The sequence below is a fragment of the Rhizobium sp. LjRoot258 genome (genome assembly GCF_964254185.1).
GTDB lineage: Bacteria > Pseudomonadota > Alphaproteobacteria > Rhizobiales > Rhizobiaceae > Rhizobium.
On record NZ_CAXUST020000004.1, the window covers coordinates 76,682 to 90,400 of the forward strand.

Below are 13,719 nucleotides of genomic sequence, written 5' to 3' on the forward strand. Positions count from 1 at the left end.
TCTATGCCTGGGTGCAAAGGAACCGATACAACATCGTTCTGCTCGTCGAGGACTCAACCATGTTGTCGCTCATCATGTCGCTTGGTTGGTGAACGCATGCCCTGCAGCCATCGTAGCAAAGTGAGGCGTTCAGCTTCACGACCTGGTCTGCCAACCGTCCGTCTGGGCTCAGAGCTTCTTCGAGAATGGCGTCTTCCAACCCCTCATAGGCCGCCAGAAGCTTGCCCAAATCACCGTCACTCTGATCCTTAGCTCGCTTTACGGCAGCGCTTGCCAACTCCCAGACGGTTGGCCGTCTCTGAACACGGGTCACGAAATCGGCTTTTACGTCATCAACCGAGATTGCAAGGTCATAGAGCGAGAACCGCTCCGACCCGATGGTTTCGCTTCCATAGAGCGTTCGCAGAATTGAACTCGGAACCGGCCTGCCCTGGAGCCCAAGCGCTGCAGAAATTGCAGTCAGAGAACTTGGATCATATGGATCCAATTCTCGCCAAACTGAGTGATGTTGTCGAGTGTCGAGAAACCGTTGATAGGCTGCATCTTCCTCGGCATTCGGACATCTGCCTAGACCATCGGCCCACTGATTGCGGAATTCTGCGAAGTTCGCAACGAAGGATCGCGCCGTTCCGTCGCCGAAAGCGCCAGCTTCGCAAACCGTAATTTCAAGATCCTGCACCTCTTTGAATTGAATGGGTAAGCGAGCGTGAGCGATAACGCGTCTCTCGTCCCCGCCGCCGAACTGCGAAAATGAGGCTTTGATCCGGTTCGTCAGACTGTGCAGGATCGTGCTCTTAAGGTAGCGCCGGAATGCGGATTCGTCATTCACCGAAGAAAGCGCATCCTGGAAGATCTTTTGAAAGCGTTGGTCTGAGAGCGAACTTGCGACGGCCCGGACCCGCGTTTCGGTCAGAAGCGGGTGCTGAGACAGGAGCGTTGCTCGGGTCTCCTCAAACAGGCTGCGCAATGCCTCCGCGCCCCAAAAAGTACGCATACGCGTCAGTTTGCGGCGCAGTTCAGGATCGGCGGCGGCACTGACGATGAGTTCCGCCCCGCGCATGGCCTCATAGGCGTTGACGCCTGCAAAAATGGCCTTGCTTTCGATCAAGAAGCGAAGCATTTGCCCGCAGCGCCACCGCTTTAATTTTTCATCTTCATTGAGGTGCGCCAGTTCTGCGTCGACGACCTTGTCGATCATCACCGTCTTAAATCGGAAGCTTACCCCCTCCGTCTGCACATGATAGCCATGCAGCATCGGCCGTTTGTCGCCGGGCGCGGTGAACGTTTGCGTGAACACGACCGGATCCAGACGAGGGTCTTCGAGCTTGGCTTCCGCGTCAGCACCCCAATAGACCTTGGCAAGAGCGAGACCGGTTCGCTGTCCGCCCACCCCGTCACCCCGGAAATACTGGATTTGGTCTACCCAAGGCGCGAGTCGACCGGCATCTATCAGTGTCGCGGAATCGTCTTGCTTCTTGACGATCGGGAAGCCACGGAGAGTACTGCGCGAGTCATGTCGCACGCGCTTCGCCTTGTCCGTTCCCGCAGGCGAAAGCCGGGCAACCGCCCCGTCAATGCTCCAGTCCGACTGCCAGGTTGCTCCAAACATCTGTCCTAACCGGGAGGCCGTCACACGGCCTGGTCGGAAATAATCTGGCACCAGATTCTTCAGCAGGTCCTTGGCATCATCCGGAAGCCTGGTCAGCCATTCACTTGCGTCGTCGCCAAAGGGTTTAGAACGATAGCCGGTCTCGTAATCGCCCGGAGTGAACCAAGATTCACTGCCATTTGCCGGGGGGATCCAAACGACATCTGAACCGTCATAACGCCTCGACGCGTTTCCGGGCGCCAGCGTTGCAAGTCCGATGATGACATCTTCCTGACGCTCCTCTTTTCCCGCCACGTCGACAATCACCCGTGGCAGATTGATCGTGTCGAACAAAAGGTCCGGGATCCAGTCGCAGCGCGTTCGCAGAACATTGGCCTGGTCATGCGAATTTCGATCGTTGAGCTTTTCGGTGGCAGCCTGCCACAATGAGGCAAGCGTATCCTTGCCAAATTCCCGCCACGCGTGTTGGCCGAAAATCATCTCGACAAAGTGAGACGCGTTCTCGAGCGCGAAGGCTGAGGGGTTCCAAAAGTCGACGGCGACGCCTTCTTTGCGCTGGTATCGGGACAGGGCGTCGAGCGTTGCTGCCAAGACGTGGCCACGCCTGACGAAGAAATTCCCCGGGTTCATTGGGGTCTCAAAGCCGGTCGGCTCGATCATTTCGCGCGGATTCTGAAACCACCATGTATCTCGGTTCGAGTAGATCGAAAGCGTTACGGCCGTCGTCGGACGATCGTCGGCGCCTCGCCCGCCACGGCCTTTGCGCTGAACGAAGCTTGCAAGGTTTGCCGGCGAGTAATGCTGGTAGACCATCGTTATATCCGGATCATCATAGCCGACCTCCAACGAGGAGGTCGTAAAAACGATGTCGGAGGAACGGATCAAAGTTTCTACGCGACCGGTCGCACCGGAGAATATCGGTTGAGCGGCGACGGCCAAGGGGCTGCCTGGAAGCTTTCGCCCGCCGACCGAGGTCTGCGCTTGATCGTTTGCGGCGAAAAACCAGCATTCGCCGTTTCGAAAGGGGTCGCAGCCATGCGGCTCCCCACAGCAAGCGGTACGCTCGGCGCCTGTGACAGGATCGTCCGGAAATTCTGCAATCCGGAGTTTCGCCAGAGCATGGTTTTCCGCGTCTTGATATGCAGCATGCAGCCTGCGCACTTTATCGATGGAATCAAGGAAGACCAGGCTTCGAAAACCGCCTGCTTTTCCAGTCCTTCGTCGCATGCCATGGGCAAGGCACATAATCGACTGGATAGACGTCGATGCCCCGGCAATATCCTTGCCGCGGGACTCGACCTCGGGCTGGATGAAATAGAAATACTCTCGACCTCTGGGATTGCTAGTTTTCTCGTTCTGCAGAGGCGTCACCAGTTCGGCTTTTGTCGGGTGACCGATCAATTTCGCCCAAGCCATCCCAGGGTCACCGAGCGTCGCGCTCATCCCGATCATCAGCATTGGCTCAGAAGGATTATTTAACCTCACCCGAGCCGCAAGGCGTTGAAACGTGTAACCGACCTGGGCCCCATGGATGTGAGAGTAAAGATGGATCTCGTCGGCGATTAAAACCTTGGGGGTGAACCACTTCGGGTCGTCGCCGAAGATTCGACCATAGTTGCGGTCATGCATCCACTGGTGAAGGGAGTCTGTCGTCGGGAGAAAGAAAGCCGGTGGCGTACGCTGCAGCTTCTCCTTCGACCCCATCCAGCCGTCAAACGACCATCGGCAGGCCGTGCAAGAGAGCCGGTCTGCGCTTTCCCGCCCCCCATCGACCTGGAGGGACAAATCAGACGCACAATGGGGACAGTTGAATAGCGGAAAGCTGAATTCATTCCCGCCGAGGTCACTCCATCCAGCGGCGCGATCACGATCATGCAGGTTCGCGAACGTTCTTGGTACCTGGGCAATTTGCACGCCAAGCGTAAGAACCGGCATGCCTTCCTGGGCATTGAACTTGGACAGATAACTTGCGATGCGCTGAGCCTGATTGGTCGCCAACCGAACCCGTGGATAGGCTAGGATGGCACGCACGCCGCGTTTTCCAGACGAATAGTCCGCCGCCGCGGCAGCAATCAGTGGCAGGATCGCCGCTTCCGTCTTACCTGATCCGGTATCGGCAGCGATCGCCAGTGCTCCGCTCTCCTGGGCGCTCCATGCGCGCGATATCGTTTCAAGACTTCGTGCCTGAAAGCCTGCAATTTTTGGATCCACTCCCCAGAGTCCTTCGAGCATGCGATACAATGCTTCGAGTGCATCCGCATGAGCATGGGGCAGCGGATCTTTTACGTCCTCAATCGTGCGCTTGAGAGCGATGTTTCGGTCCGGCTTGTTGCGATCGCGCAGTTCCACCTTGAGGCTGCGGACGAGAAAGGGCCGTTCGTCGGCATCATCGCTCTCAAAGCGCTGCTTCACATATCTGATCTCGCGGGCAAGCTCTGCCATGCGGGAGCGGATCCTTCCGTCGCCGGCCATCATCAACCAGCCATTCGCCGCCAGTTTCGGCAGCGAGGCTGAAACCTCGAGTCGCGAACGATGGGCGGCCTCCGCAAGGCCGGCGGTAGAGACCCATCCTTCGAAGACGCCAAAATTGATGCGCTTGGCTTCGATATCTTCCAGGGCGTTCAGGAGCTCAAAGTCGCGGTCGGACAGTTCCGGTGGTTCTTCCAGCGGTGTTGCATTTTGCTCAGATGTCTTGTCGGTCCATTCAAGCATCCGGGTGGTACCGGTTATCCGCCAGGCGACAAGCTGTTCGTCTTGCAAGCGATCAATCTGAGCCTTCAAGCAGTCTGTGCCTTCGCCATCCATCCAGGCGTAAGGTTTTCGGACATTGTCATAAAATGCCAGCGACTGACCTGTGCTATTGCGGGCGATAACGTCCTTGAGTGTCCGCCGGACGGTGTCGATCTCCAGATCGTAAACGCGTCGGCGTTGTTCGAAAGGCTTCGCCCGCCAGAAGTGGCCATAGGCTCCCGGTCGATGCTCCAGCCCGATGTATCCCAGCCCATGAAGCCTCGCGAGTCCAGGAAGCACATCGTCCCGTCGTGCTAACGCCCGCTGGATCTTCGAAATTGTCGCGCTGCCGTGCGGATCGACAAGTGACACCTGTCGAACTGCACTGAGGAGAAGTTCGAGATCTGGTGGGAGACGTTCATCTTCAGGACTATCTGGGCTATCCAGTGGCTTGAAAGGCTCTATCGCCCGACTGTCTGCGAACCCGAGCGATCTGACCTCCACAGGCACGCTCGAACCGGCTGCGTTCGCGATCAACGCGGTACCTCGAACCGGCGCGTTCATGACGAACTCCCTGAGGATCTCCGCTTTGTCCATTTGCTCCTGATCTGTGGGAACGGAATCAAGCAGCCGCCGCCCGATCAACACGACAAGTTTTTTGCGCGCCCGTGTGACAGCAACGTTCAATCGTTCTGGCGCAAAAATAAAATCCGCTTCCGCGACGGCAAATTCCGGGTCCGAGACACAATAGGACAGAAATATTGCGTCCCGTTCCTTGCCCTGGATGCGGTCAACGGTCTCGACAAAGGCATCGGTTCGAAGGCCTGCAGGCAGCCCATTGCGGAGCGCTGCATTTTGCGCGCGGTGCGGGCTGACGATTGCCAGACGCTCTGACCAAAAGTCTGAAGGCGGACCACCGGCTCGATCTCGCATCGCAAGGCGCTCTGCAATTTTCTCCGTCAGGCGCGAGACAACACTGACCTCAAAGGGGCTAGTGGTCGCGGCAGTTGGGCCATCATGCAGCATCACCACGACCGGATAGTCGGGATCGAGCGCGGCAATTTCCCAATCTTCCAGACCCTGTCGCCACTCCGGCACATATTCCAGTCGCGATCGCGGCACCGCAGATTGATAGGCGCCGGGATAAAATTTGCTCTCTGGAAAGGCGGCGAGGGGTTGGTTAAGCCGAAATGTCTCGTCGAGTGCAAACTCCGGCACGGCAGCAGATTTGAGAAAGCCGTACAGCGAGCCGCCCAATTGGCGCTCGCCCATCCTTATTTCCCGGCCCGAGCGGATTGGAGGTAGCTGACGGTCGTCGCCGGCCACGATAAGCCGGCCATCGAGACGAAGCCCGGCCGTTGCCATCAAACCATGAGACAAGACCATTTGAGAGGCCTCATCGATGCAAACCAGGTCGAACATGTCGGAGGTGAAACCGTCGCCGTTGCTCGCTGAGCCGAGAAGCCGGTTTAGCGTCCAGACGGATGCCCCTAAAACGAATGCGTCGCTGTCGAGATCGCCAAGAGCGGCGCTAACCGTATCATTGCTGATCGTTTTTCGGTGCTGCACATCCAGTCGAAGGCCGTTGGCTGGACCATTGCCGAAGTAACGAACCTCGATCTCACCCGGGCAATGTTCAGAAGCGCTTTTGGCGACAGCATCAACAACATTACCGATGGCGTTTCGTGTGAAGGCGGTCACGAGGACCCTTGCACGAAGCCCGGCAGCTTTCCGGGCATGGATGTAGCCAAGTATCAACCAGTTCAAAAGATGCGTTTTTCCGGTTCCCGGTGGCCCCAGAATGAGACCGGTCTTGACCGGAGCAAGCCCCTGCCAAGCGGCCACCTGCGCTGGACGCAAAGGATATTGGCCGTCCTTGGAGAGATTGGGTATCGCAAAATCTGTGAGGCCGGAGATCCACACATCGGCGTCATCCGCATTTCGAGAAAACGACGCGGGATCGCGTAGAAATGAGAGGATCTGGTTGCGGATATTCACCGGTTGTCTCCCGCGGCAAGGTAGCTGAGGAACCGTGCGGCACGATCTGTGTTCACGTCAAAAAACGCCTTGTCGACAAACCAGTTATTTCGGGCGTTCCTCTGCAAGACGCTTTGAAACAGCGGTCCCTCGAAGATCGTCCGCGGCATTTCCAGGCGCAAATTTCCCGGCTGGGCGAGGGAGGAATTTGACGGCGGTCTGATCCGGCAGGTGAATGCCGGCCAGAGGGCGGGGTTAAGGCGATTGTCTGGATCATCGTCGGTGAGGATCAAACCAAACTCGCCCGCATTGAGTTCGGCGCTTTGGCTCTCGATCGGCACGTCGAACTGAAGGAAGACTTTCCCCCCTTTTTTTTGAGCATCTCGAAAATAAAGGTTCGCGAAGCATTTTCCGGAATCGCGGCGGCGTTGTGCCGGTCGCGCCAGATTGATCAGCGCGTCGAGCATCCCGGCGCGATTCTCCAGCAATTCGCAGGCAAATAGCACGTCGAGATCGACGGCATTCAACGGGTCGAATGTGGCTTGGAACCGGAAAGGCCTTTTAGACAAACGCAGAAGCGCTTTTCCATTGGTGGTCGCCTGTCTGTTTTGCTCCAATGTCCAATTCGTAAGAGCCTGCAAAGCAGATAGGCGATCAGCGACGTCGTTTCGCACATCGTCAAACGTCGTTCGGACCTCCCCGTTTTCGCGGAGATCGCGAACAATGTCGATCGACAGCAGCGATGAGAACGGTCTTTCAAATTGTGGTGTCGGCTTATAGGCGCGCGGATCGTCGCGGCCGAAGACGGCTTGCGAGACCTGACGAAGGTCATATGCCACGGTAACGGGCAGCGCCCATAACTGCTCGATGACCGTCCTCATCGCCGTCGCGGGCAGATGATGGACGCCACGAAACTCCGGCTCTGGCACGAGATCATCGGGCGGGAACAGCCGCACCAAGTGAAGCAGTCCGGTGCGGATCCGCTCGTCCTCTAAGTGTCGTCCGATGGCGGTCTGGAGGTTGAGGACTTCGGAAGGCTCATAAAAGAGGATGTGCGCGTAAACGGACCTATCATCATCACCGTCAACGGCCTCGTTATGGGTGTCGATAGCGGTTAGGTCGGCGATCAGGGCGGCCAGCACATCCACGATCGCCGCGATTTCGTCCCGGGTATCTCCGGACCGAGCCACTTTAATGACCTCATTCTGAATCACTCCATGGTCAATGCGACGATAGCCGAGTGCGGCTATGCGGTCGTCGACCGGATCATGGTCGACAGAAATGATGAGCGCCGCGTCGATGCGAGGCGGCATGAGATAGGTATTTTGCTCTTCAGTCCGCAGGATGGAACCGCTTGCCAGGGATGCCGCCCGATTGACCAGCAACCCTGCTCGTCTCGAAAGCGACCAGCTGATTCCAGGCGCCTGCGCCAACCCCTTTGCGGTGGCGAGGTTTCCGACTGAGGTCACGCCGAGACGCTGGAGTGATCGTTTTGCTTCATGGGTCAAACCAGCAACGGCAGAGACATCCCTTGTTGACGGAGAATTATGGTCATCGATTGCCGATCGACAGTGTTCTAAGAAGCTGCACTGCTCACATTTGAAGTAGACGTGGAAAAAGGTCCGGTCGACACCGACGCCGACCTGTTTTGCGGCGATCTCCGGAAGATGGTTCGCGCAGAAGTCGTCAACCAGACGAATGTATGGATCGAGCGCGAAGGCTTCTACCTGCCATTCGTCCGAGGAAGCTGATCCATCGTCCTTGATACGCCAAATTTCACCAGTCCTGCTGATTGAGGTGTCGGAAACTTTCATTTCCTGCAGCAAAGCCTGCAGCACGCGCGCGTAAAATGCGACCTGGGTCTTGTGGAATGCCGTGGCCCGGCGGGTGGCCTTCACGTCAATAAGCGTCAGTTCTGTCCGGCCGGGATCGGTCGCCGACGGCGACCGACGTATCAGGTCGGCAAGATTGCGATTGAGATAAAGGCCGGTGCCCTCCAGAAAACTGGCCGGCCCGCTCGGGCGCAGGTTCATCTGAGCAGCATAGGCTTCCGGACGTTTTCCTCTGAGGAAGGCACCTGTCAAAACCTCGCTCAGGGCATCGTCCCCGAAAGAAGGCTTCAAAACGCTGCTCTCGTGTGACAGCCGCCGGACGACCCTCTCTTCGAACTGGTTTCCCAGTATCGCCCAAGGTTTTTCCCGCACATCCTTCACAATCGGGATCGCGGCAAGTTCGACATCTGAAGAGAGTTCGTAGCGGACTTTGCGCTCGCATCGATATTGGAACCAGGATTTGACGGTAGATGCGCTGAAGCCCTTCCCCATTCTCAACTCACGCTTGCGATTCGGTTTCCCGTTCGCACGATGCCGGCCCGCGGCCGAGGACGCAAGCGCATGCTTTCATTGCAAGATTTCCGCTGCGATGACCGGGGACCTCCAACCCCTGAGGGTATACCGTCAAAAGTAGTAGGTATTCTTCTTAGAGAGCCAAGTATCTTTCTGGATGGCAATTTGACAGACATACGGCAGGTGAAATACAAGTTGATTGGGTCAATCGGCAGATGAACCTAGGCGACCACCCGGCAAAAAAATGGTCAAAAAAATAGCTGATCGGGTCGCCAAAAAATCGCGCTGTGGTCGCCGGAACGATCGCACAACGAGAGAGGGCGAGGAATTCCGCACTGTTCTCGGCCCTCAAAAATGTCCCTGTTGAAAGGAACACATTTGTCATGGCGATTCAGATTCCCGTCGTCAAAGGGAAGACGCTCTCGACAGAATACTGGCTGGGAAGCCTGTCGTTCTCCGCAATCTCAAAATATGTCAAACTACCGGAAAATACCGATTGGGACGAAGTCTTCGGCGGCAAGGGCGAGCAAGAGGCCCAGCGAAAGCTGAACAAGGCGCGCGTCAACAACGAGATCGTTCCCTATCTTCTCAAAAGCGATGACGCTTTCTTCTCGTCGCTGGCCCTCATTCTGGTGCCCGCCAGCGGCAACCCGCTCAAGGAAGGCCCGGATTTCAAGTTCATCCCGATCACACCTGACAGCAAGATCGGGATCCTCGAAATCGACGAGAGCATCGATATGTTTCCGGCCGACGGTCAGCATCGCACCGCCGCAATCATCGACGCTTTAAAGCGGGACAGGGCACGCATGACGTCGCAAGAAGTACCTGTCGTGCTCTTGGCTTATGTCGATAAGGATAGGTTGCGTCAGCATTTTAGTGACCTCAACCTTAATGCAAAACCGGTGTCTCAGTCGATGGGTTACGCGTTCGAAAGCCGCGACCCCATCGTCATCATTACCAAGCGGATTATGAAGGACGTCGCACTCTTCGACAAACGCGTCAATGAACTATCCAATTCGTTGGCAAGGAAGTCTCCCGACGTCATTACGATGGGCACGCTGGTGCAGGCCCATCATATTCTCCTTGAGGCCATCTACGGGCCAAAATATAAAGACGCTGAGGAAATTGCCAGTCTTCGTCAACTCGATCCCAACGAGGATAGGGTAGGCACCGTGGCGGAAAAGCTGGGTCACGTATGGGAGGTCGTTGTCGACAATCTCCCGGAATGGGACCGGTTGATGAACGGCAATGTGTCGGCGCGCGAGTTGCGTGAGGGCGACGAGGCCAAGAACACCACCGGATACGTCTTTGCTTTCGGGCTTGGCTGGCAGGCAATCGCGACTGCCGCGGCCGCTTTGATCAAAGATGAAAGAGACGACTGGTCGGAGTACCTGGCCCACTGCCTGCGTGCTGTCGACTGGCAGAAGGGCGGTCATTGGCACGGTATCGCAATGGTTGGCGATCGGGTCAACAATACCGGCCCAGGCATCAAAGCCACCGCCGGCTACATCCTGCGAAAGGGTGGACTCGTCGCCGGTCCCGGCGAGGTCGGCGCCCTTGTCAATGCTGCACCACAAGACCCAACCTAAATTGGACGGTCAATCTCGACAAAGCGAGGGGGCGGCTAAACCGCCCCTTTTCGTGACTGGAGCAGCCGCGATCCGAGGTCAGCGGCGATTTTCCCGCTTCGCGGTGAGATCGGCTCGCGCCCGCTCCCGCTGGAAGGTCGCCCCGCATGTTGCGGGGGAAAGGGAGACGGACCATGGCAACTCTTGGAAAGTTCAAAAAGGAAAATGGAGTATATGAAGGGGTGTTCGAGAGTATCACCTACCCGGGTTTGCCAACCCGCATTCTTCCCGTTCAGGCAAAATCTGCCACCGATGCGCCTGACTACCCCGTCTACCGCAGCCAATCCGAAGTCGTTGCCGCCTGGAAGAAGAAGACCCGGACGAGGGAGAGATACCTCGTGGAATACTCGACGACCCGGCATTCCCGCAAGCGATTTAGTGGTGCAGACTGGTCTTGGTCGGCGAGGATTACGTCCTGTTCTGGACCCGCAAATAATCCCGATTTTCGCCCGCTCCATTCGCCGGGCGGGCCTCATCTTCTGAACGAAGGACGAAAGAAACCGCCGCATCGAACGAGCGAGCTTGGAATGTCGGCAGGCTGCCGGCCTGGAGCTCCCACTTCGGCTGAAAGCCGCCAGGTACATAGATCGTCTTGACGCCAGCCTCGTTTGCCGGTCGGATGTCGCGGGTAAGCTGATCGCCAATCACATAGATTGACTGGCCGACCGTTGCCAGTTTCTTCACCCGCTCGAACATGCGTACCGTTTTTGGCGCTTCGAAGACACGATCAACGAACTCGCCAAGTTGGTGCGATTCGATCGTGCGCATCACACGCTTGCGGCTCCCTTCCGTGAAAACGACTGACGTCGCGCCGATCGAGGCAAGGTCGCGCAAACCCTTCACGACGCCGACAAGGAGCTTTGGCTGTTTTGCGATGTTTGCGAAGAACTCGCTCTCGATGTTGGCCACCACAGTACGGCCGAGACCTGAATCCGCACCGTTGCTCCAGGCACGCCGCACGGCCTCTTGAAAATCCACGCCCCGTAGCCCGAGCGTCAACGCATCGATGAGCAGGCGCGTAGGATAGCGAAGACCAAGATGATGCCTCTGAGCCAATTCCTGATCGAATTCCCGGACGAACTCTAGGCGATCGACCTCAGGACCAGTCAACTCGGCGGCATGCTCGACAGCGTCTAGAAGACCCAACTGCGCTTCGGCAAAAACGCCATCCGTGTCCCAGAGGGTGTTATCCGCATCAATCAGGACCAGCGGTCCCGCGCGACCCGTGTCAGGGCGAGGTGCTGCAAGGCTGGCCGTTTGCTGCCGTGGAGACATTGTTTCCACCAGTAATGCACACCGAGGAAATCGGCGTTTCTATTCGAATCACCGGATTAGACTCTTTTTTTACCGGATGCACAAAGGCAAATACGCCAGCCGTTATGATAATCCAAGAGAACAGGGCCGTGATAGCCCAGGACTGGATGCGCTGCGCCGGCTCTAGAAACCTCACTTTATCAGCGACCTTAGCGGCGATCAGATAGGTTTCGACGATATAGTTCCTAAGGTATTCCGTCCGCAGTTCCGGTGCGACTTTTGTCGCATCGGCGGGGTCAACGAAGGCTTTTGCCCACCGGTTTGGCTGAGTACGCGAGATCCCCATCCAAAAAAGCATCGAGACTGGAGGCTTGTCCTTCGCGGCTGCTCTTGGATAGCGGAAGCGAGCCCTGATCGCATGAAACGTCACCAGAGCCCCAGACGTGGCGAGCAAGGCAAACGCTGCGAAGAGCAGATAACTGACGACAACCAGGCCGCTGTTGATTGCTGACCATTTATCGGCCCACGATATAATCGAGAGCGGATAGCCATCCGCGAGTCGATTGAAGGCAAGTCCGGAGAAGGCGGACATAAAGGTCAAGATGGTGAGCAACCGCGTCGCTTTTCCGTCCTGATAGTCGGTCTGGGCAGTGACTTCGTCGAGAGACTCGCGAGCGACCTTCAACGCAGCCTCAAGGGAGTCTTTGTCAGGCGCCAACTGCTTGACCTCGGCACCGATTGCTTCGATCGCTTCCTTGTCGGTAAGCGTCCGCAGCTTGCCCGGGGCGCGATTGTCGTCGGCTCGAGGGAAGAAGGAGATAGACTTACCCCTAATGGCCTCAAAAACGGCCTGGATGCATCCCAGTTTATCCTCGGCCTCTGTCGTCATGCTGCCATCAGCCCCAATCGTCGGTCGCGGTTGCGGATCCAGAACAGTAATGGAAGCGCCGCTACAACCATGATCAATTTCCCTACAACCTGTCCAGCCAGAAAATCAAGCGACCCGAATGCCAGCCAAAGAAACATCACGCTATCGACGATGAGGCCGACAATGCTGCTTGCAAAGGCCGCTTTGACCAGGCCCTTTTTCTGCAGAGGCGTGAACACCAGCAGGTCAGCGAACTCGGAGATCAGGAAGGCGCTTGCAGAGGCCAGCGCCAAAGACGGCGCCGTGAAGGTCGTCGACAGGAAAGCGCCAACAATGATCGCTCCGAGTGACCACAAAAGGCCGAGGCGACGCTGCACCAAGTCACGCAGAACGAGCGCAAGCCCGACAAGCAGGACCCCGCTTGGTGCCGTCAGACCAAAGCCGACGGGGATGAGGCAGGGACCATCTGGGACGCACATCGTGCCAACATGGCCAATCATATAATTGGCGAGCGGGATGCAGGCGGCGAAGCCAGCCAGAAAAATCCCGCCCTCAATCCACTGTCTGTTTCGCGTATTCATCCCGCTCTCCTTGTCACACTTCTTCCGCGACGAACTTTTCATAGCCTTTCGCCCGCAGGTCGCAGGCCGGGCATGTGCCGCACCCGTAACCCCAATCATGACGCTCGCCGCGCTCGCCGAGATAGCAGGTGTGGCTGTCCTCGACGATGACATCCACCAGTGCCCGGCCGCCGAGATCCTTGGCCAACTGCCAGGTCTGCGCTTTGTCGATCCACATCAGCGGTGTATCGATCACGAACCGCTTTTCCATTCCGATATTGAGTGCCACCTGCAAGGCTTTGATCGTATCGTCGCGGCAATCGGGATAGCCGGAATAATCCGTCTCACACATGCCGCCGACGATATGCTTCAAGCCGCGCCGATAGGCCAAAGCCGCCGCAAAGGTCAGGAAGATCAGATTGCGGCCCGGCACGAACGTGTTCGGAAGCCCAGATTCGGCGATCTCGATCTGCATGCCACTCGTCAGCGCCGTGTCCGAGATTTCACCGAGTGCGGCGAGCGATATCGTGTGATCATCCCCAAGGCGATCTGCCCACACAGGATTAAGCTCGCTCATTTTAGCGCGCAACGCGTCTCGGCATTCGAGCTCGATCCGATGGCGCTGACCATAATCGAAACCAACGGTCTCCACGCGCTCGAAGCGGTCGAGCGCCCAGGCCAAGCAGGTCGTTGAATCTTGGCCGCCCGAAAATAGCACCAGTGCAGTCGTCGACATCGCCCGATTCCT

At 57.3% G+C, this 13,719-nt stretch carries 7 protein-coding genes and 1 pseudogene; 2 read left to right on the forward strand and 6 right to left on the reverse strand.

Features of this window, described 5'->3' with window-relative positions:
- Window position 1 precedes the first annotated feature (1 nt).
- Together ACSQ9D_RS33330 and ACSQ9D_RS33335 are read right to left on the reverse strand one after the other, a co-directional pair.
- The gene (locus ACSQ9D_RS33330) at window positions 2-6,337 is read right to left on the reverse strand and encodes an AAA domain-containing protein (protein WP_436286047.1); all 6,336 of its coding nucleotides are present in this window, start codon (window positions 6,335-6,337) and stop codon (window positions 2-4) included.
- The gene (locus tag ACSQ9D_RS33335) at window positions 6,334-8,640 is read right to left on the reverse strand and encodes a hypothetical protein (protein ID WP_436286048.1); all 2,307 of its coding nucleotides are present in this window, start codon (window positions 8,638-8,640) and stop codon (window positions 6,334-6,336) included. The genes ACSQ9D_RS33330 and ACSQ9D_RS33335 overlap by 4 nt, the downstream gene beginning before the upstream one ends.
- 404 nt (window positions 8,641-9,044) lie before the next feature.
- Between ACSQ9D_RS33335 and ACSQ9D_RS33340 the strand changes: the two genes are divergently transcribed.
- Complete coding sequence (locus ACSQ9D_RS33340) at window positions 9,045-10,250, forward strand: DNA sulfur modification protein DndB (RefSeq protein ID WP_436286049.1); 1,206 nt, start codon at window positions 9,045-9,047, stop codon at window positions 10,248-10,250.
- A gap of 173 nt (window positions 10,251-10,423) precedes the next feature.
- Window positions 10,424-10,615 (forward strand): annotated as a pseudogene (locus tag ACSQ9D_RS33345) (DUF736 family protein); the annotation flags it as partial.
- A gap of 82 nt (window positions 10,616-10,697) precedes the next feature.
- Here ACSQ9D_RS33345 and ACSQ9D_RS33350 read toward each other — a convergent pair.
- From ACSQ9D_RS33350 to queC, 4 genes are read right to left on the reverse strand one after another with little or no spacing between them, the layout of a single operon-like run.
- Window positions 10,698-11,564 (reverse strand): HAD family hydrolase, encoded by an 867-nt coding sequence (locus tag ACSQ9D_RS33350; RefSeq protein ID WP_436286050.1) that lies wholly within the window; start codon window positions 11,562-11,564, stop codon window positions 10,698-10,700.
- Window positions 11,518-12,432 carry a hypothetical protein gene (locus ACSQ9D_RS33355; protein WP_047519117.1) on the reverse strand — a complete coding sequence of 305 codons (915 nt, stop codon included), beginning with the start codon at window positions 12,430-12,432 and terminating at the stop codon, window positions 11,518-11,520. Before ACSQ9D_RS33355 ends, ACSQ9D_RS33350 begins: the two co-directional genes overlap by 47 nt.
- On the reverse strand, window positions 12,429-12,992 hold the full coding sequence (locus tag ACSQ9D_RS33360; RefSeq protein ID WP_436286051.1) for a VUT family protein: 564 nt from the start codon (window positions 12,990-12,992) through the stop codon (window positions 12,429-12,431). The genes ACSQ9D_RS33355 and ACSQ9D_RS33360 overlap by 4 nt, the downstream gene beginning before the upstream one ends.
- A gap of 13 nt (window positions 12,993-13,005) precedes the next feature.
- The gene (gene queC, locus ACSQ9D_RS33365) at window positions 13,006-13,707 is read right to left on the reverse strand and encodes a 7-cyano-7-deazaguanine synthase QueC (RefSeq protein WP_068391108.1); all 702 of its coding nucleotides are present in this window, start codon (window positions 13,705-13,707) and stop codon (window positions 13,006-13,008) included.
- Between the last annotated feature and the right edge of the window lie 12 nt (window positions 13,708-13,719).